The following is a 20,486-nucleotide window of genomic DNA, read 5'->3' as shown; positions in this document are numbered from 1 at the left end:
ACATTCGGCACTGACTAGAAAGCATTTATCTTGGATCTGAAGGGCTGTTATCTTCACCCGGAAAAATAAATTTTAGTTCTTTTATTCGTTCTTTTAAACTGTCCGGCAAATCCTCTGCTTTAACCTCAATCCAAGCTCCATCGCTTCTCATAGAGGATTGATCCTTCACCCTAATAGCAATGGAGGATGAAAGATCGACCTCTTCGGCGACTGATCGTCCACGTTGCCTGGCCAAACCAAACGCATGCGGTATAGAGAGTTGATTCATTTTCTTATAGTCAAGGAATTTGTCTTTTGAGCAAAATGGAACAGAGAAATAGAAAACAAAATTATTGAACCCGACAGCGCAGCTAAGATGTGGGTCTTTTTTTGATGATCCTTTTCTTTTGAAGAGAGAGATCCAGGCATTGGTGTAGGGCATCGGCCCCGGAATAAAGGCCCTGACGACCTTAAATAAATCGACATTAAATCTTGCCGGCCTTTTATTGTGGCGAACCCATTCAAAGCATTGCTTGTAGCTCTTAATCTCCGACGCGGGGAGTATTGCTAGAGCCATTTTCATGAAGCACTTGTACACTTGCAGTGGAATATACGAATTTGTCGTGGTGGTTATGAGGAGATCCGTCTTGTCTTCGCTGAGCCTCACCATATCTGAGTCGTAAGCCTCAATAATCATCATATCATTCCCATGCATCTCTACACGTTCATTGCTTACTGTTTTTACTTTCGGAACCCCTTTCTTCCCCTGAACCTTTGTTGTAGTCCTAGCAATCCCCAGGAAATTTGCAAGATTATTTTCCAGGGTTTTATCAAAATAACTATTGCATTCATCGCACTCATCATTAGAAAACAAAAATTTATTGCCAATTAGCTCGGGCAAAGAGTGTGCGGTTTTTCTAAAGCTCACTTCGCCAACTTTCTTTCTGCAATACCTACACTCTCCGCGCTGCCCCAGCATTATCCTCTTATCTAATTCATACTTGAGAAGAAGTTCATATCCCTCGGGAGGCATTAGCATAACAAGTCCTATTTGTAGTGATTAAAAAGCAGCCCGACTAGAAATTGTACCAAGCGCCGTCATTTTTCAACTGAAAAGACAATGCCGCCGACAGTTCAATTGCGTCATAAAATAATAACAGAGTTTAGGCTCTTTACAGAATCCCGAGAAACCCAATCGCCGTGCCTTGGGATGTTAGATTTTGTGGAGTCTCCGCGCTACCTTGGAGTGTGTAAAATGGCGTCGCAATAATATTTTTGCGACGCGTAATTAATTCCGCATACCTAATAGCCAACCAGCCCTAGCAAGTTAATATCCTACGTCAACTGTCAAAACCCCTTAGCAAGTCTAAAAATAAGGCATCTCTCACCTCAGATCGCACCGCATCTATGCTTGAGTTCGGATTCAGGTCAAAGCTTGCCTGGAGGCGAAGATATGCTTCATGAATAGCTACTCTCGAGCTACCAGCCATATTTTGACGCAACACAAATTGGTGCCGATTGTAATCACCAGCTCGTATCATCTGCGGTAGCAACTCGATGAAGTCTAGTGGAGAGTTTTCAATCTCCGCGAACACATGGGCAGCAACCTGACCAATTACCCCACAGAGAAAGCCAATATCAGGTGTTAACCTGACAATGAATCGCCTTGCGTGATGCGCAGTTTTCGACTTAGTCGCCTGCCTAGATACTTCACCCTCATTTTCTCGAATGAACGCGAGAAGCCACGTCTCAATGTTCACTACATTCAGTCCTGAGCACCACATCTCCACTAGCTTTTTCAGCGCAGAGAGGACTTTTATTGCCGCATCATTACCGGGTCTATGAGCCCTGGCAAACACAGACTCAAGAGCACTTTCGCGCAAGAAACCATTCAGATCTGTAGGATTTTTCGAAATTATGTCAAGCGCCCACCCAACCCAATCCGAGGTTGACCGTAGTTCAGCCGGCAACTTTATTAGGGCATCAGCAAAGCTGGAAATAATACGCGGGTTAACTCCATTGCGAATGGCTAGTTCCTTCTGCCAGTCGTCAGCTTCCGGATCATCTAACTCCTGTTCTGCAGCTTTCAAAACAACTCGTCGGCCTTCGAGCCAAGTTTCCGCACTGCTGGCGTCTCGAGAGCTCCGCTGGAAATACCCGAGTGAGCGCCTGACAATTCCATCGAGACCACTGCTACCCTCGGGAGTGACTGCATTCAGCCTTCGAATCAAAGCCTGCACTCTCAGATCATTCGCAGAAGAAACCTCAATTCGGTCAAGCAGGTAGTCAATAGGATCGTATATTATTTCGCATGCATCTTGCTGAGCAAATGTCGTATACAGATCTTCATTGTTTGAAGTGATAGCTTCGTCTAGCTCAATAATAATGGGCTTTGCGGGGATGACCACAGAAAGCCCAGTAGCAGCGTATGCGGCTCGGCCAGCTCTACCGAGAGCGTTCAAAATCTCATGCGGGCGCAAGTCAGTTCGAGGATTTCCAGTTGGGTCGTCAGCGGCGCTACGATCTGTTCCTGCCAAAATTACGACATCACAAGGTAGATTCAATCCTTGGGCGATAGTGGAGGTAGCAGCCAGAACATCAAGCCCCAACTCTTGCTTTCCTCTTTTACTACGAAAAGCTGCCTCAACCAACCGTCTTTCCAATGGAAGAAGGTCGCTATGGTGGACACCTGCACGCCTGGAGTCTACCTCGAAAATAGCAGTAACATCACCAACATCTTCAATGATTGTTTCACGGATTAACCTTTGATTCTCATCAAGAACTATAGAAGGCGGGGGCAATAGCTTGTTGACGCTATCAGCAACCGAACTACACACCCTCACGTCGCTACAAAAAACCACTACCCTCTTGCCTAAATGTGCAAAATCTGCGGCAAGCGTGGCAGCCAACTCATTGCGATTAGCCGTCAGATAACCCTTATCATTAATATTTAAAAATGGATTGGCATCACTAAGCCTTCTAATCGCAAATGTTTCTGTTTGCGTCGGGTGCCAGCCTGCGACTAATGAAAAAAGGCCAAGAGGTTCGGAGGACACTCGACTGCGCTCTTTTTTTGTTTCCCCTTGAGCAGCGACCTCGACGGCTGCATCAAGTGCTTTCTCGTCATATACGACGCATGTCCTTAACTGACGGGTTGGCTTCCATGGATCGTCAAAGACATGCACTCCTCGGCCTAAAACATGGCTAAGCCAACTAGCAATCTCATTGGCATTTTTGACCATTGCAGACATGAGTAATAGATCAGCAGTTGGACATAGGCGAGTAAACCCGAGGAGTGACAGCATAGCGTCAACTGACCTCGAACCCACCTTAACACTCTTGGGATCTATATCCATACCGATGAGGTGAAACTCATCAAACACGATAAGCCCGACGTTTCCAAATAGTTCCGGAGCGAAACCTAAGAGAGCTAGCAATCGCTCAGGCGTCATAACTGCGAATGGGGGAAGCGCATCACCAAGCTCTTCGAGTGCCTTGTCTTCAACGCTCACTGCCTCAATATCCGCTAAATGGTGCGCGAAGTCGTTCTCGACTTGATCTACTAATGCATGCGTCGGTGCCAGATAAACAACTGACCTCCCAGAACAACGAACCGCTGCAATTTTCAGCATGGAAAGCGTGGTCTTACCTGAGCCAGTCGGCGATGTCATCACCATGGAATTTCCACGGTTCAAATAGCCGCTCTGGATTGCCTTTTGATGGTTTACCCATAAAAAAGGTCGCAATTTAGACTGGCTGATTGTCCATTTATCCCATTCTCCAACATTGGCCCCTTCCGGAGTCGCCAGGCGGGCAAGCATCGATGATCTGACGCCTTCGATCATAGCAAGTAAAAGGCTAGCCAAATGATGCGGGCCAGCATATTGATAATTAACCATACCTGATAGGCCAGGTAAATTTTCAGTAGTCGCCCTTGATAAATCCAATACTTTGTCTAGAGCATCCCTTACGTCAAATTCGTAATCAGCGCCATGCGCCTCAGCTGCAAGACCTTTGATAGCTGTGGCACATTCATGAAAAAGCAGATCTGCAGCAAACTCACGACTATCGCGCCCAACATTTACCTCTGAGTACATCGCATCTACGGGATATTCTCTCGTCAGAAGAGAGTCAAGCCGCCCCATAGCCAGATCTTTAATAGATAATATTAACGCGCTTCGCATTGACGAAGTAGCATTAACTACCGTGAGACGACTGGCAGCTTCAGCGGCATCTGCTGAACGATCCGCAATGAGAAACAGCAGCGTCGTTGAGATTGTAGAGTCAATAGCTTCAGCACTAAGAAGCGTGCGCTTACTATTCTCCGCATTTCGTGCCATCGAGATTACTTGGTGAGCAACACCGGCGACGAATGCGGCAGCTCTCTTTTTCTCAGGTTGTATATCAAGTACAACATATGCTTCAAATGTTGAAGCCAGTCGCCTAACCTTGGTCAGAGTCGATCTATCCGAATCAGCACCCCGCTGAATAGCCAGGCGTGCTGTCGCAATTTCTACATGAGCCTCTGTCAGTAGAGTATCGATGGTATCCGGGTCGAATTCGGGAAGGTCTGGAGCACTTTTCAGGAGCGCACGAGAACTGGAGTCAAACACGATAAATCTCCTTCACTTTTTCGACGACTGCGAGAGCAAACTTATCTAAACCATCGCGAACATTTTTAAATGCCAGAACCCCACCCGTGCGTGAACTCATCGCTCCGCTAACTGTGCCTGAAAAACCATTCATAAGCTTCTCAAAGCTGCCAGAAACAGTATCTCTAATATTTTCCCCAGTAGCTATACAAACTCTAAACCGTCTCGCCTCCTCCCACACTACTCGCCCTATAGCGCCCTCTTTATTTACACCCTCGACCCCCTTGAGCAAAGCAACCAGCTCAGCCAAAATTTCGTCATCACGCTCACCATCAATTATCTGCTTTAACTCTGGCCAAACTTTAGACGTGATCAGGTTCCTGGGTTTAGCCGAGGCCTTATCTTCGGATATGATAATGCTATCGACTTTTTCTTTTTTTTCATCAAGCTCAAGTACAAAGCCGTCAAACCCCTTGTCAGCTTGTCGCACATGCGGCGAAGTCATGACACCACTTGGAATTGAAATCCTTGTAACAACCCAGGATATATGCTGAAACAAGAGTCCATCTCGGTGAATTATCGAGTTTTTTATCTGATCTGCAGTATTTGAAGGGTCTGTCGGACTGAGAACCCCAAGTTTCCTTATCACATTTGCAACAACATTACCAAAGGGCTCAACCCTTTGCGTTGCAACCTGACTAATTACTCGTTGAGCATTCTCTTCTTGCCTCAGATACAAATAGGCAACGATTTCTGCGAGATTGTCTTCTTTTAAAGGATCAATTTCCCACTCAGAGAATTCGCACTCACTGGAAGCGACTGTTTTTTGATTTATCGGCATTTTCAGAATCCATCCCACATCACATTAATCAGTAACCAATACCCCAGACTCTCGGCTTAACAGAACACTTCCTTCCACTTCGAGTGCTGACTGCAGAGCTTGAGAAGGAAAGGCTCCCCTCCTACGTCCTACCCTCACAAGCCGGATGATGGCACATTAACATAGCTGTAGTGATCCCCCGAATAGCTCAGATCTGCCTATCCCGAGCCACAAAGAGCACATCCGTACCCCCCTTGCTAGATTGGACATTACAAAACGATGGAGCGGAGTTTGTCCTCACGCGCCTGAAGGGTAAGCGTCCGCCCAACTCACCTTGCGTAAATCAGGCCGGCATCCACTGATGCGGCAGCAGTTGCCCTATCTCACTGGCCCGTTGCGTCGGTAGCCGCGTCAGCACATCCTTGAGATAGGCATACGGATCATGTCCATTCATACGCGCCGACTGGATCAGGCTCATGATTGCATCCGCCCGCTTACCGCTACGTAGGTCGTTATCGAGATCGACCTCGCAGCCATGGCGAATGCCGGGCCAGTGGAACTTGCCTTGGTTCAGTCGACGCGCGGCAAGCCAGACGCCGACACCATCGTTTACCAGCACTTTCATCCGATTAGCCCGGCGATTAGCGAACAGATAAGCGCAGTGCGGCTTCGCCGCACCGAACACCGCGATCACTCGCGCCAAGGCGGTTTCGGTACCGGCGCGCATGTCCATCGGCTCGGTGGCCAGCCAGATGGCATCAATGCGGATCATTGAGCGACAGCCCGGATAAATTGCGCGCAGCCCTCAGAATCTGAGGCTGGCCATTTCACCATGATCACTTGCCCGACCATGGGCAATTCAATTGTCACTAACGTTTCGGCGGGCCGTTTAGGTGCAGCCTTCAGCGGGACAAATGCCGGTAGTGAGGTTGCTGCGGATTGGTCTCGATAGAGCGGCAGCCATTTGCGGATGACGTTGGCATTGATGCCGTGTCTGATGGCGACACTGGACACGGTTGCGCCAGGTTGCAGGCAGTCCTGAACGACCTGGGCCTTGAACGGATTGGGGTAAGAGCTTCGTTGGCGCATGAAAATCCTGGCGGTAAGGGTGATCGCGTCCGCTTAAAAATACGCGGACACCATCGCCCTTAATGCTGGAGTTCGGAAGGCGAGTTCGCCGGACGCTTACCCTGAAGGTGTCCAAATCTCAGTACCGGCGCTCATAGTCCTCTTGAAAATCTCCAAGCTCGACTAAAGTGCCCAGTACGGCCTGACTGTTCGTGATAAGCGCCCGCGTGCGCTCTGGATTGTCCCATCCCGCGTCACCATGCTTTCCGCCGTGAAAAAGATTGTTGCGAACGGTCTTAACTACGCGAACCACTTTTGCCAAATCCGATTCTCCCTCACCGAATCTGAGACCGCGCCACTCTAAAGCCCGACTCTCTCCAACAACCTGTTTGCTGGGAGGAGCCGCGAGCAGATCTCCGGCCTCAGGGGACAGCGTATAGGTTCCTGAATACCGCTCTACAAATGCATTCCATCCTGGCTCAGCGGCGTTACCAGGCTTGTCATTTCCCAGAAAACCGTTTTCTTTCAAACAAAACTCGAACCGAGAAAAGCCATAAAAGAACTCGAAAGCGAGCTGAGTCAGCTCATCTGTGATCTGATCCCTTCGCATACCTACTCCAGATCCATGAGGAAGATTGAGCTCCGGCAGGATTGCAGAAGCGATGCCACCGTGCGAGTGAGTCGGCGTCATGGCCACGTCGACTAGGCGCACCTAGCCTCTAACTTTATGCTCTCTGGCATTTTTAAGGCACTTCGAATGTGCTGCCCGGGCTCAGTGAGCAACCTGGCAGCAGCAATGGCCATCCCCTACCAGAGCCGGCCAGCTTTCAGCTTTCATGCGCGTCATCACCCGAACGCGATAGAGATCGATTGTCTTGATACTGACCTGCAGTCGCTACACGATCTTCAGGTCACGCCAAAGCTACCAAAGCCGCCCGCCGCCTTTGAGGCATCCAGAAGGCATAGCGGATGTTTGAAACGGGCATTCATACGATTAGCTCGAAGAGCCGCTAGAGCTCGTTAGCCCGCAGGGAGCACCTCTGGGTGGCCGAGCATATCAACGAGGTAGTCATAATCTGCTCAAGCGCAAGTTTGATGTCACGGCGATCAACCAGGTGTGGTGTGGCGATGTTACGTACATCAAGGTCGGCAAACGCTGGATGTATTTCGCGGCAGTTCAGAGGTCGGGGCGACGAGGCTAAGGAGGGGGCAGAAAACTAGGTCTATGAACATTAATCGATGAACATCCGCATTCATTTCTGGAGCATTAAGCCAGGGGCGTTCTCCCGATGAGCGATTCATGAACATTTGACATCGCCCAGTTGTTAAACGCTGTATATAAGCCTGCAACGCTCCCAATTGTCCAATCCCATCAACTCCCGGCGACCTTACCGTCTACATGCTGGTTTCCGTAAAGGCAGCACGCCGACCTCCCTTTGCCACATTGGCGGCCTTCAATAGCGGTTGAAGTTCCGCATGGAGCCGGTGGTAGTCCTCGAATGCGGTAGAAATCTTCAGGTCCATCAACGCCAGGTTTTCTCCATTTCCGGACGTTTCCAGAGCGGCCAAGTCTACTTTGCGATCCTGACAAAATCGCTCCAGCAGAATCCAGAAAGGATCCTTGTGATCAATGTGTAAATCCTTTCGATCGGTGATGATCACGTCGCTGATCGCACACTTTACTGGCAGACCAAGTGCATCACGAAATGCGATCAATTGAGAACGCACAGTAAACCTCAATGCCTCGCATACCTTGCCATGTGGCGATTGGACTGCGCCAGTGATGCAGCGTTTGTAGGAGAAACCTTCTTCGCTACCATCAATGCGGACGAGTCTGATCCCCCTTCCCGCTCCCACTTGGTTCCTCACGATCTTGAAGTGGTCGATTCCGACACCCATTTTTCTACTCGCATCCGGGTGCATTGCTATGAGCAGGTGCATTTTTTTGACCGCGAGCTTGTTAGTGATCATGCCAATCTGTGCTTTTTGCAGATAGTTTTTGAGACGGTCCAAAAGATCCTTTTTAGATTTGTACTCAAATGGCCCTAACCAGAACATTTAGAAGTCTCCTACCTCATTTGTTAACTCAGCGTCGTAATTACAAGGGGATACGTCCCAACCAAATCAGAAGTTTTAAATCAACAAGCTTGGCGCAACGCGTAGTGCATATCTCGCGAACAGCTCTTTACGCCCGTGTCGCTGGATCAAATCATCTCCTATTCAAGCGTCATATGCGATGAAGCACGAGCCTCCAACAGAAAAGACGTCCCCCACTCCAACGGCCCCAACCCCAAATGCGCTGCCAACGTCTGGCCTATATCAGCAAAGCTTTCACGCTCCCCCAACCACCCCGCCGCCACGCCCGCACCATAAGCCAACACAGGCACATGCTCGCGAGTGTGATCGCTGCCCGGACGAGAAGGATCACAACCGTGGTCGGCGCTGATGACCAGCAACGTTTGCGGGTCCATTAACGCCAATAACTCCGGCAACCTGCGGTCGAAGGCTTCCAGCGCGGTCGCATATCCGGCCAGGTCCCGGCGGTGCCCGTAGAGCATGTCGAAGTCGACGAAGTTGGCAAACACCAGGCTGTTGTCTGGCGCTTCCCTGTAAGCCTTGAGCGTGGCATCGAACAGCGCGTCGTTGCCGTCTGCCTTGTACAACCGACTAATGCCGCGGTGCGCGAAAATGTCGCCGATCTTGCCCACCGCATGCACGGTGCCACCGGCGTCGCAGAGATGATCAAGCAATGTCGCCGACGGCGGCGGCACGGTGTAGTCGCGGCGATTGCCGGTGCGGCGAAACTCACCCGGGTGTTCTCCGGTGAACGGTCGGGCAATGACCCTGCCAACGGTGTATTCATCGCACAAGGTGCGCGCGATTTCACACACCCGGTACAACTCCTCAAGCCCGAAATGGCTTTCATGGGCGGCGATCTGCATCACGCTGTCGGCCGAGGTGTAGCAAATCGGCTGCTTGCTGCGGATGTGTGCCTCACCCAGTTCGTCCAGCACGGTGGTACCCGAGGCATGGCAATTGCCCAGGATACCCGGCAAGGCTGCCTGCTCAATGAGGTCGGCCAGCAACTGTGGCGGAAAGGAGTTGACCGGCTCTTCGAAATAACCCCAGTCAAACAACACCGGCACGCCCATCATTTCCCAGTGCCCGGACGGTGTGTCTTTGCCGGACGATTGCTCCCGTGCGTGGCCGAAGGCACCGCTCGGTGCAGCGTTGCCCCAGTCGCCCGGCAACGGGCCGTCGCCACTGGCCGCCGCTGCAGCCCCCAATCCCAACCGCCCCAGGTTCGGCAGGGACAAAGGCCCCCGGCGCAACGGCCCATCGGCTTCGCCACGGGCGCACGCCTCGGCGATATGGCGCAAGGTGTCGGCGCCTGAGTCGCCAAAAAGGGCGGCGTCGGCACTGGCACCGATGCCCAACGAATCCAGCACCAACACGATGGCCTTGCTCATAGTATTTCCTGGATCAAGTTGCGTTCGGCCAGGCGTTCACCACCTAATCGATAGGCTGCGCGCAAGGCGGATGCGCCCTGCTCGGCTTGCTCTGTATTTCGCGCGTGTACCCAACCCAAGGGCCTTTGCGCGTTCACCTGTTCACCGACAAAGGCCAATTCGCTGAAGCCGACTGACAGGTCCAGCACGTCGTCTGGATGACTGCGCCCGCCGCCCAATGCCACTACCGCCAAGCCCACCGCCCGGGTGTCGATCTCGCTGACGCAGCCCTCTTTCTCGGCCCACACCGGTATCGACACAGCGGCCTTGGGTAAATACGCATCGGGGTTGTGGGCAAAGCCCTGCGGGCCACCCAGGGCACTGACCATTTGCTCGAAGCGCTGCAAGGCTGCCCCGCTCTGCCACGCCTGAAGCAATTGATCACGGGCCTGAGCCTCATCCCTCGCCAGGCCGGCCATCGTCAGTACCTCGGTCGCCAGGGCCAAGGTCACCGCCCACAGGCGTTCACTGCGCACCTCGCCCTTAAGCAGTGCGACCGCTTCGGCAACCTCCAGGGCATTGCCGGCGCTGCGGGCCAGCGGCTGGTTCATGTCGGTGATCAGGGCGCGGGTGTTGACCCCGGCACCGTTGGCCACGGCGACGATACTGGCGGCCAAGTCTCGTGCCTGCTCGGGCTCGGCCATGAATGCGCCATTGCCGGTTTTCACATCCATGATCAATACGTCGAGGCCGGCGGCGAGTTTCTTGCCGAGGATCGATGCGGTGATCAGATCAATCGACTCGACCGACCCGGTCACATCGCGGATCACGTACAAGCGCTTGTCCGCAGGGGCAAGGTTGGCCGTCTGGCCGATGATGGCGCAACCGACCTCGGCGACCACCGTGCGCAAACGTTCAGGGCTGGGTTGGCAGTCGTAACCGGGGATGCTCTCGAGCTTGTCCAGGGTGCCGCCGGTATGCCCAAGGCCACGCCCGGAAATCATCGGCACGTAACAGCCGCAGGCCGCCAGCAAGGGCGCCAGCATCAAGCTGATCATGTCGCCGACGCCGCCGGTGGAATGCTTGTCGACGACCGGCCCCGGCAGATCCCAACTCAATACTTGGCCGGAGTCGCGCATCGCCTCGGTCAAGGCAATACGCTCGGTCACGTCCATGCCCTTGATGAACACCGCCATGGCGAACGCCGCCACCTGCCCATCGCTGAGACTTGCGTCGGCAATCCCGGTGACAAACCGTTGAATGTCCGTCGCGGCCAGGGTGTGCCCGTCGCGTTTACGGCGAATCACTTCTTGTGGCAACCACATACTGTGCTCCTTACAGTGAGATGAAAAAGCCGACAATCGCCGCGCTCATCAGATTGGAAAGCGTGCCGCCGATCATGGCCCGCAAGCCCAGCCGCGCCAGTTCCTGGCGGCGTTGCGGGGCGATACCCGTCAGGCCCCCCAGTTGAATGGCAATCGAAGACAGATTGGCAAAGCCGCACAGGGCGAAGGTGACGATTACCTGGGTGTGGACCGACAACAGCGGCACACCGGCTTCGGCGGCTTTGGCCGGGGTCAGGTAGTTGGCCAGGTCGGCATAGGCGACGAACTCGTTGAGTACCAGTTTTTCACCGATAAAACCGCCGGCCATGACCGCCTCGTGCCACGGCACCCCAAGCAGAAAAGCGATGGGCGCCAGCACGTGCCCGAGCACCAGTTGCAGGGTCAACTGCGGGTAGCCAAACCAGTTGCCGGCCCAGCCCAGTAGCCCGTTGAACAGGGCGATCAACGCGATAAACGCCAGCAGCATGGCGCCGACGGACAGTGCCAGGCGCAAGCCGACCTGGGCCCCTTCGGCAGCAGCGTCGATGATATTGGTGGGGCGATTCTCAGCCTGTCCCAGTTCCTCGATCACCTGTTCGGTGCGGGCTGATTCGGTTTCCGGCTCCATCAGCTTCGCCATCAACAGAGCACCGGGCGCCGACATGAAACACGCCGCGATCAGGTACTTGAGCTCCACCCCCAGCCCGGCGTAACCCAACAGCACCGAGCCGGCCACCGCCGCGAAACCGCCGACCATTACCGCGAATAACTCAGAGCGCGTCAGCTTGGCAATGAATGGCCGAACCACCAGCGGTACTTCCGACTGGCCGATGAAAATCGCCGACGTCACCACCATCGACTCGATGCGGCTGGTGCCCAGCAACAGGCGCAGGCCGCCGCCCACCAACCGTATGATCCAGCCCATCACGCCGATGTAATACAGCACCGAGATAAAGCTGCCGAAGAACACGATCATCGGCAATACGCGGATCGCGAATACAAACCCACCGCTGCCGAACACTTCAAACATGTGCGGCGAACTCAGGCCGCCAAACAGAAACTCGATGCCTTTGTTCGCATAGAGCTGCAGCGATGCCACCGCCCCCGATAGCGAGGCCAGCACTGTCTGGCCCCAAGGCACGTACAGCGCAAAAGCACCGATCAACACCTGGATCAAAAACGCTACCGAGACGGTGCGCCAGTTGATAGAGCGTCGCTGATGGGACAAAGCAATGGCAATAAGAATAAGGGTCGCTATTCCGACAAGACTGATCATGCAGGCGTCTCAACAATGGACCAAGCGGACGCAGGCCCGAAGGCCTGCCCAGGATTAGAAAGCGTCGAAGGCGCCTGGCAGCAATTGCTCCAGGGTCCAGGTGCGCGTGGCGGCCGGGTCACTGCCCTGGCAAATCACCACCGCATCCTTGGCCATCAACTCCAGCATCACCTGGCGGCAGGCACCGCAAGGGCTTATCAGTGAAACGTTGGGTGCATAAACAGCCATCGCCGTGAAACTGCCTGGCGCATGGCCCTGGCTGATGGCGCTGAACAAGGCACTGCGCTCGGCACAGTTGGTCAGTCCGTAAGAGATATTCTCCACGTTGCAACCCTGTACCACCTCACCGTCGGCGGTCAGCAACGCCGCGCCGACCGGGAAATGGGAGTAAGGCGAGTACGTGCTTTGGGCGGCACGCTTTGCCTGTTCCATCAAGCGTTCTTCAATTGTCATTCACAGGGTCATCCCATCTTGTTGCGAGCACGGCCAGGGAGGCCGTGACGCTCTTGTGGTGTTATTTAAATAACAATAGATGTGATAATTCAATCTTTTTTTGCGCGCGTGCACAACGGTGTCTGGCGGAACCGCTTGAACACGCCCGCCGCACGCGGGGATGTGTAGTTTTCACAAGTAATTTCCCCCTCCCATAGGTATGCTCCGCGTTTATTGCCGACCACTGATACCGGGATGCCAGCCCAGACGCAGCTTATGGAGCCGTATCCTCAAGGACGTTTGAACGATGAGTACCCCCGCGCTGGACATCAGCAGCCTGACGCCACTGCCTTACCACCAGCAGGTAGTCGATTACCTGAAAGCCAGTGAACCTGCCGTGTGGAGCTGGGCCTCGTCCCTCGTAGTTCAGCAGGAACACGCCCAGGATGTGCGTGCGCAATTGCTGCGAGACACTTATCGCCTGAGCCCCGAGACTCATCCGCAGGCCTATCAGGCTTGCGAGACGGCGTTGCAGTGCTTGCAGATCCAGGCCCCGGCCACGCTTTACCAGGCCGGCGATGGCGCGATGAATGCAAGCCTGTATTACCTGGCCGGCGAAGTGCATGTGGTGTTCTACGGGCCGATCCTTGAACGGCTCGACGCCCAGGAGTTGCTGGCGTTGCTGGGGCATGAACTGGCGCATTACCGTCTGTGGTCGGAGCACGACGGTGACTTTCTCACCGCCGACCGGATTCTGAATCACGCGATGGCTGACGTGTACACCCCACCCAGCCTGGAACAGACCGCGCGGTTATATAGCCTGCACACCGAGATCTACGCCGACCGCGGTGCGGCGCTGGTGGCCAGCGGTCCAGAAGCGTCCATCACCTCGCTGGTGAAGATTCACACCGGGATTGTCAGTGTCGACGCGGCCAGCTATTTGCAGCAGGCCCGTGAACTGGACGGCAAGGATGCGCAGCTGTCCCAGGGCGTATCGCACCCGGAGGCGTTTCTGCGCTCCCAGGCCGTTGACAGCTGGTGGCAGCAGCTTCCGGAAACGGACGCCTGGCTGCACCGCCGGTTGCGCGGGCCGTTGTCGCTCAGTCGCCTGGATGTGACCGACCAGGTGGAGCTGACCGCCCTCACCCGCGGCTTTATCGCCAGCTTTATCAGTGCGTCGGTGTTGCAGTCGGACGCTGTGCTCAATCAGGTGCGGGGGTTCTTTCCCGACTGGAAGGACACTGAAACGCCCCTGGACCTTGGCACGCTGAATGCCGAACGTATCGACGCGAGCATCCACGAATACCTGCACTTCATCATGCTCGACCTGAGCCTGGTGGACCGCGACCTGCGCGACGACGCGTTGCTGCATGCCGCGCGCACCGCGAAGAAGCTCGGCAGCGCTGACGACTTTATCAACGTGCTCAAGCGCGATATCAAATTACCCAAACGTGAGCTCGACCCGATCGTTCGCGCGCTCAAAGCGGAGGTCGACACATGGACCCAATAACCCAACCCGTCACCTTCACTCAATTGCTGCAAAGCCACGATGGCGCTGCCGTGCCCATCGACGATGTGGTGTTCCTGGCGTTGCCGCTGCTGCGCCAGGTGGCGCAATTGCATGAACAGGGTCGTGTCGCCCAGCTCAGCTACCTCAACGTGATGCTGGGGCCAGAGCGCACCCTGCAACTGCGCAACCTCGAGGGCGTGCCGCCGCGCCTGGCGCTGGAGGCAATCAAGCAGGTGCAGCCCAATCCGGAGTCGGCGCTGAATATCGTCGGCACCGTGCGCCTGACTCGGGATTCGGAAAGTGGCGTGGCCATTACCGACCTGCAGGTGCAGGAAGACCCGCACCAGGCCATCGACCGCCCGGTGTTCCTCACGGACTTGCACAGTTGGGAGCATCGTCTCGGGCATCACGACGAAATCACCGATATTTTCCAGCTCGGGCAGTTGCTGGCGTGCCTGGCCTGCGGGCTGGATTTTGCCGATATCAATGACGTAAAAACGTTTGCCCGGCACCGGCGCAACCTGTTCCAGCTCAACGGACGGCTTAACCCGGTGCTGGCCAACCTGATCGTCGAGATGACCGAACTCAACCGGCACGAGCGCGCCACCGATGTCAGTTCCCTGGCCCGGCGGCTGGAGTCCTGGCGCGAGCAGCCGGCCAGCCTGGATGTCGAGCGTGTGCTGGCCCAGGCCGAAGGCCCGGCGTCGCGGCGCACCGTGGTGCTGGAGCACCTGCGCAACCGGTTGTTTGACCTGTCGCGGCGCAATCGCCTGCTGCACTTCCGGCCGACCCAGGCCAACGTCAACCTGACCGTGGCCAGCGTGCCGCTGGTGATGCGGATTGAAAGCATCCGGCCTGAAACGTTGTGTACCTGGCAGCCTACCCTCGGCGGTTTCTCCGAGCAGGTACTGAGCGGCAAGCCGGTTGGCCTGCAGCAATGGCTGCGGTTTGAAGACCAGACCTGGCTGCAGGCGTCCCTGGAACGCATCATTCAGGAAACCCGCCGCGACCGTGCCGAATTCGGCTTCAGCAACCTGCGCCTGGTGGTGGCCTTCATGCGCTGGCACAACCTCAAGGACACGCCGGAAGAACGCATCGTCACCCCGCTGCTGTGGCTGCCGGTGGAGCTGAGCCGCAAAAAAGGTGTGCGCGACCAGTTCATGTTGCAGTGCGATGAGACCGAGGCCGAATTCAACCCGGTACTGCGTCATCAGTTGCGCCAGCTCTACGATATCCAGTTGCCGGAAACCGTCGACCTGCAAAACACCTCGCTTGAAGAAATTCACGCGGATATTGCGCGCCAGATCAAGCTGACCGAGCCTGGCGTGGAGTTGCGCCTGCAAAGCAAACCGCAAATCGAACTGATCCACCAGAAGGCAGTGCAGCACCTGCACCACTTCCAGCGCCGCCGCGCCCGTCAGCGCTCGGCCATGCCATTGGTGAAGCCGGATTTCAGCTACGACCGCGAAGATTACCGCCCACTGGGCCTGCAACTGTTCCAGCAAAAGGTGCTGCCCAGCGCGTTGCCGCTGCGCCTCGCGGTCGGCGGCAAGCCGTCGCTGCGCGACCAACATCCGCAGATGGTCGCCAGCAGTACTGAAAACAGCACCTTCGCCCTGCCCGAGAATCAGGGGCATCGCTACGCCTGGGACATCGACCTGACCCAGGTCACCTTGGCCAACTTCAACTATCGCAAGATGTCGTTGGTGCGCGATTACGCGCAGTTGATCGACGAACCGGCGCAGAACGAAGCGTTTGACCGGATGTTCTCCATTGAGCCGCGGGAGGTCGAGGTCCAGGCACCGGACCCGATCCCGCTGCCGGAACAATGGAACGTGGTGGCCGGCGACGCGACGCAGAACGCTGCCGTCAGCCTGGCCCGCACCGGGCGCAATTTCATCATTCAGGGGCCGCCGGGTACCGGCAAGTCCCAGACCATCACCAACCTGATTGCCGACTATGCCGGTCGCGGCCTGCGGGTGCTGTTTGTGTGCGAAAAGCGCGCGGCACTGGATGTGGTGTTCCATCGCCTGCAACAGAGTGAACTGGGTGAATTGTGCTGCCTGATTCACGACTCCCAAACCGACAAGAAAGCCTTCGTGGGCAACCTGCGAGAGTGCTATGAGCGCTGGATTGCCGGTGATGCCCAGTCGCCGCAGTTGCAAGCCCGACGCAACGCCACACTGGCCACCCTGGGCCAACAGTTGGGCCTGATCGAGCGCTTTGAACAGGCCATGACCGAGGTACCGGAAACGCTGGCCTGCTCCGTGCGCGAGCTGGTGCGGCATCTGATCGACCTGCCGGCCTTGGCTGCCAAGCTGCCACCCGAAGTCCTGGAACGCTTGCCCGAATGGCGTCACTGGCAGGCGCAAAGTGAACTGACTGGCCGGCTGTATCAGGCGATCAACGAGCGCTTCGGCCTCGACAGTTTTGCGCGTCACCCTTTCAGCCATCTGGCCTCAAGCCTCATTACCCACGAACATGCCTATGGCCAGCTCAAGGCGTTCCTGGATGAAGCGGGTGGGCTGATGGACAGCGTCGAGCAGTTTCTGGAGTCATCCTCCAGCCTGCTGTCCAGTGACACCCGCCTGGCGGATGCGCGGGTGCTGACCCAGGCAGCGGAGCAACTGACCGGCGCCAACCTGGCATCGCACCTCGACCTGTTGGAACCGGGCTCACCCGGTTCCCAGGCGTTGCAGGCCGAACAAGCCGCTCTGCAAACGCTGACCGTGCAACAACACAACGCCGCTGAAACCACCCGCCATTGGCGCAACAAACTCGCGCCCCAGGACACCCAGGCCGCACTGGATCTGGTGCAGCGCCTGGAAGGCTCGTTGCTGCGTTGGCTGCAACCTGCCTGGTGGCGGCTGCGCGGCGAGCTGCAACGGCGCTACGACTTCAGCCAGCACGCGGTGCGCCCCAGCTACCGCAGCGTGCTCGATAACCTGGCCGGCGAACACCGCGCCACCGCCGAGTTGCAGGCCGAGCAGCAGCGCCTGCAAAGTCACTACGGCATCCAGGACATCGACCAGTTCGTGCAAAACCTGCAAGCCCTGCTCCAGCAACTGAGCACATCACCGTTATTGCGCCAGTGGGTCGAAGGCCTGCGCGGTAACCCGAACGCCCTGCCGGGTGTACGCCAGGAAGCCAGCCTGCGCCAGCCGGTTGCACGCCTGGCCGAGCTGGTTGCGCAGCACTGCGTGTTTGAACCGGCACCGAGCCTGGGCGAGTTGGCCGAATACCTGCGCGACCTGCGTGAAGAACTCGACGAACTGCCCGACACCCTGCCCCTGCTCAATGAGCTGCACCAGGCCGACTCCGTCTGCCTGTTGGCCGTGCAACAGCACGCCTTGGCGCAAAAGGCGCTGGATGGGTTGATTGCCCAGGAAAACCTGACTCGCCTGTACCGCGCCAACCCGCAACTGGCGCGCTTCGATGGCCCGGCCTTGAGCCTAGCCGCGCGGCAGGTCAGCCAGGCTGAAAGCAGCCTGCTCAAACACAACGCCCATGTGCTCAGCGCCACGCTGCACCAGCGTTTCCTGGAACACGTGAAGCAATCGGCGATGTCGGTGACCCAACTGGACGCCCAGGCCCGTGAGTTCAAGAAAGCCTATGCCAAGGGCCGCCGTGAACTGGAACACGAGCTGGGCAAGACCATGCGTTATCGCTCCATCCGCGAAATGGCGAGTGGTGACAGTGGCCGCGTGATCAACGACCTCAAGCCTATTTGGCTGATGAGCCCGCTGTCGGTGTCCGACACGCTGCCGCTGACCCCGGACCTGTTCGACGTGGTGATTTTCGACGAGGCCAGCCAGATCCCCAGTGAAGAAGCCGTGCCGGCCTTGAGTCGTGCGCAGCAGGTGATCGTGGTGGGTGACGAGATGCAATTGCCACCGACCAACTTCTTCTCCAGCGCAGGCGAACAGGACGATAACGAACTGATCGCCATGGAGGACGGCGAGCAGATTGCAATCAACCTCGACGCCGACAGCCTGCTGAGCCAGGCCGCGCGTAATTTGCCGGCAACCCTGTTGGCCTGGCACTACCGCAGCCGACATGAAGCGTTGATCAGCTTCTCCAACGCGGCGTTCTATGAAGGCCGGTTGATCACCATTCCCGACCGGCGTATCGAGCGCCCTGCCCCGGCCCATGCGGCCCTGGACTCCATGGATGCCCAGGCAGTAATTCAGGGCGCCGATACGCTGCTCGACAGCCCGATCAGCTTTCTGAAGATGAGCGATGGCGTCTACCTCAGCCGCAGCAACCTGGCCGAAGCACGCTACATCGCCAAACTGGTGCGTGAGTTGCTGCAACGCGAGACCGGCCTGAGCCTGGGCATTGTGGCCTTCTCCGAAGCCCAGCAAGGCGCCATCGAGCAGGCCCTGGAAGACTTGGCCGCCAGTGACTCAGCCTTTGCCACGCGCCTTGAGCAAGAATACGTGCGTGAAGACGCCGGGCAGTTCAATGGGCTGTTCGTCAAGAACCTGGAGAACGTCCAGGGTGATGAACGCGACGTGATCATCCTGAGCATCTGCTACGCGCCAGGACCGAACGGCAAGATGCTGATGAACTTCGGCCCGATCAACCAGCGCGGCGGGGAAAAACGCCTGAATGTGATCTTCAGCCGTGCGCGTAAGCGCATGGCGATTGTCTCCAGCATTGAAGCGGATGCCATCACCAACACCCACAACGACGGTGCCGCGGCACTGCGCGGGTTCCTGCAATTCGCCCAGGCCAGCGCCAACGGCGACGCGCCGCGCTCCCAGGGCATCCTCGCCAACCTCAACCCGGGCGCCAAGCAATCCTTTGCGGTCAGCCTGCCCAAGGACAGCCTGCGCAGTGCCCTCGCTGCTGCGTTGCGCAAACGTGGGCATACGGTGCAGGAATACGTCGGGCGTTCGCAGTTCCGCTGCGACCTGGCGATCAGTGACGCCAGCGGTGAACACTTCAGCCTGGGTGTGTTGCTGGACGGCGATACAGCGGCCGCGGCTGACGTGCGTGAGCGTTATATCTTCCGCCCGACCGTGCTGCGCAGCTTCGGCTGGAAGATTATCGACGTGCTCAGCCATGACTGGTTGCGGGCCCCGGAAGAGGTGCTGAATCAGATTGAAGCGCTGCTACGGGGTGAAGAGGCGCCCGCGCTGCCAGAACCTGAACAGCCAGTGGAACCGGAAACCGTTGAGGTCGAGGCTCCGTCTACTCCGGAAGCACAGACCCCGATGCGTGAGTTCACCTTTGGTGAAGGCAACTCCAACAAGTTCTGGCGTATCGGCGTCACGGAGGCGGACGTGGTGGTGAACTTCGGTCGCATCGGCACCAAGGGCCAGACCTTGATCAAGTCCCTCGACAGCCCCGAACGCGCAGTGCGCGAAGCGCAAAAGCTGATCGCAGAGAAACTGCGCAAAGGCTATCAAGAGCAGGCGGGGTCAATCACACCGGGATGATTCAAGGACGTTATAAATCTCGGAAATGACCTGCCGTGTCGCGCCCTCAATGGTTCCTTCATTGCGGCACAACACCCAGCCGTGATCCGCTACCGCTTGCTCGAACGCCTGGGTACAGGCGACATGTTCTTCCAGCTTGTGGATCACGGTACTGCTCAGCCCGCGCCGGCGTGCGGCTGCCCTTGCCCATGAAATATCAGGGTCGGTGACCACCCCCACATGCAGATCCGGCACTTGCACGTTTCGATCAATGTTCAATTGCAGGATGTCTGCCAGCGGGACGCCCCGGCGAAACGCGGCATCCGACGGGTACCAGCGGTCAATCAAGACAATGCTGTCTGCCGGCTGTTGAGTCAGCACGTGTCGGGAAATCCAGGCACGGCTATCAGCGAAGCGCCTACACACCTCCCACTCCAGATCGCGGCTGGGCGTTCTGGCGAGTTGGTTAACGAGGACCATTGTTTCACTGCGATAGGGATCGCTTTTTCTCTCGCACAGCCGGATTACCTTTTTGTTGTCCGCCCTCAGTGCTTTGGTAACGGCTTCCAGCAGCGTGGTTTTGCCGGTGCCCTTGGGCCCGTCCATAGAAAC

At 56.5% G+C, this 20,486-nt stretch carries 13 protein-coding genes and 2 pseudogenes; 2 read left to right on the top strand and 13 right to left on the bottom strand.

From position 1 onward, the window contains the following. Positions 1–25: 25 nt before the first annotated feature. The 12 genes and pseudogenes from HBJ59_RS18210 to HBJ59_RS18155 all read right to left on the bottom strand — a co-directional run bounded on the left by HBJ59_RS18210 (position 26) and on the right by HBJ59_RS18155 (position 12,962). Positions 26–1,018 (bottom strand): HNH endonuclease, encoded by a 993-nt coding sequence (locus tag HBJ59_RS18210; protein WP_167664333.1) that lies wholly within the window; start codon positions 1,016–1,018, stop codon positions 26–28. Positions 1,019–1,319: 301 nt separating this feature from the next. Beyond that, a complete protein-coding gene (locus tag HBJ59_RS18205) occupies positions 1,320–4,592 on the bottom strand; it encodes a DEAD/DEAH box helicase (RefSeq protein ID WP_167664332.1) in 3,273 nt (1,090 codons plus the stop codon). Further along, a complete protein-coding gene (locus tag HBJ59_RS18200) occupies positions 4,585–5,412 on the bottom strand; it encodes a hypothetical protein (RefSeq protein WP_167664331.1) in 828 nt (275 codons plus the stop codon). Before HBJ59_RS18200 ends, HBJ59_RS18205 begins: the two co-directional genes overlap by 8 nt. A gap of 322 nt (positions 5,413–5,734) precedes the next feature. Then, positions 5,735–5,899 (bottom strand): annotated as a pseudogene (locus tag HBJ59_RS31615) (transposase domain-containing protein); the annotation flags it as partial. Between the two features lie 18 nt (positions 5,900–5,917). Then, positions 5,918–6,163: pseudogene (gene tnpB / locus HBJ59_RS31610) on the bottom strand (IS66 family insertion sequence element accessory protein TnpB); the annotation flags it as partial. Continuing rightward, complete coding sequence (locus tag HBJ59_RS18185) at positions 6,160–6,480, bottom strand: transposase (RefSeq protein ID WP_167664330.1); 321 nt, start codon at positions 6,478–6,480, stop codon at positions 6,160–6,162. The pseudogene tnpB and the gene HBJ59_RS18185, both read right to left, overlap by 4 nt. A 118-nt stretch (positions 6,481–6,598) precedes the next feature. Continuing rightward, on the bottom strand, positions 6,599–7,150 hold the full coding sequence (locus HBJ59_RS18180; RefSeq protein ID WP_222615122.1) for a hypothetical protein: 552 nt from the start codon (positions 7,148–7,150) through the stop codon (positions 6,599–6,601). 704 nt (positions 7,151–7,854) lie between these two features. Continuing rightward, positions 7,855–8,517: a DCL family protein gene (locus tag HBJ59_RS18175; RefSeq protein WP_167664329.1), complete on the bottom strand. Its 663-nt coding sequence runs from the start codon at positions 8,515–8,517 to the stop codon at positions 7,855–7,857. Between the two features lie 158 nt (positions 8,518–8,675). Next, on the bottom strand, positions 8,676–9,929 hold the full coding sequence (locus HBJ59_RS18170) for a phosphopentomutase (protein ID WP_167664328.1): 1,254 nt from the start codon (positions 9,927–9,929) through the stop codon (positions 8,676–8,678). Continuing rightward, positions 9,926–11,233: a thymidine phosphorylase gene (deoA, locus tag HBJ59_RS18165; protein WP_167664327.1), complete on the bottom strand. Its 1,308-nt coding sequence runs from the start codon at positions 11,231–11,233 to the stop codon at positions 9,926–9,928. The genes HBJ59_RS18170 and deoA overlap by 4 nt, the downstream gene beginning before the upstream one ends. 10 nt (positions 11,234–11,243) lie before the next feature. Continuing rightward, complete coding sequence (locus tag HBJ59_RS18160; RefSeq protein ID WP_167664326.1) at positions 11,244–12,509, bottom strand: NupC/NupG family nucleoside CNT transporter; 1,266 nt, start codon at positions 12,507–12,509, stop codon at positions 11,244–11,246. Between the two features lie 54 nt (positions 12,510–12,563). Then, a complete protein-coding gene (locus tag HBJ59_RS18155; RefSeq protein ID WP_167664325.1) occupies positions 12,564–12,962 on the bottom strand; it encodes a cytidine deaminase in 399 nt (132 codons plus the stop codon). A 286-nt stretch (positions 12,963–13,248) separates the two neighbouring features. Here HBJ59_RS18155 and HBJ59_RS18150 point away from each other — a divergent pair, with 286 nt between their 5' ends. Then, positions 13,249–14,451, top strand: a complete 1,203-nt coding sequence (locus HBJ59_RS18150) for a M48 family metalloprotease (RefSeq protein ID WP_167664324.1) — start codon at positions 13,249–13,251, stop codon at positions 14,449–14,451. Beyond that, on the top strand, positions 14,439–19,895 hold the full coding sequence (locus HBJ59_RS18145; RefSeq protein WP_167664323.1) for a WGR domain-containing protein: 5,457 nt from the start codon (positions 14,439–14,441) through the stop codon (positions 19,893–19,895). The genes HBJ59_RS18150 and HBJ59_RS18145 overlap by 13 nt, the downstream gene beginning before the upstream one ends. Here the strand turns inward: HBJ59_RS18145 and HBJ59_RS18140 are convergent. Further along, positions 19,878–20,480, bottom strand: a complete 603-nt coding sequence (locus tag HBJ59_RS18140; protein WP_167664461.1) for a dTMP kinase — start codon at positions 20,478–20,480, stop codon at positions 19,878–19,880. The two genes, HBJ59_RS18145 and HBJ59_RS18140, sit on opposite strands and share 18 nt — an antisense overlap. Between the last annotated feature and the right edge of the window lie 6 nt (positions 20,481–20,486).

Origin of the sequence: Pseudomonas sp. AN3A02, from assembly GCF_011765255.1 — a bacterium.
GTDB lineage: Bacteria > Pseudomonadota > Gammaproteobacteria > Pseudomonadales > Pseudomonadaceae > Aquipseudomonas.
This window is presented reverse-complemented; position numbering and strand designations above follow the sequence as displayed.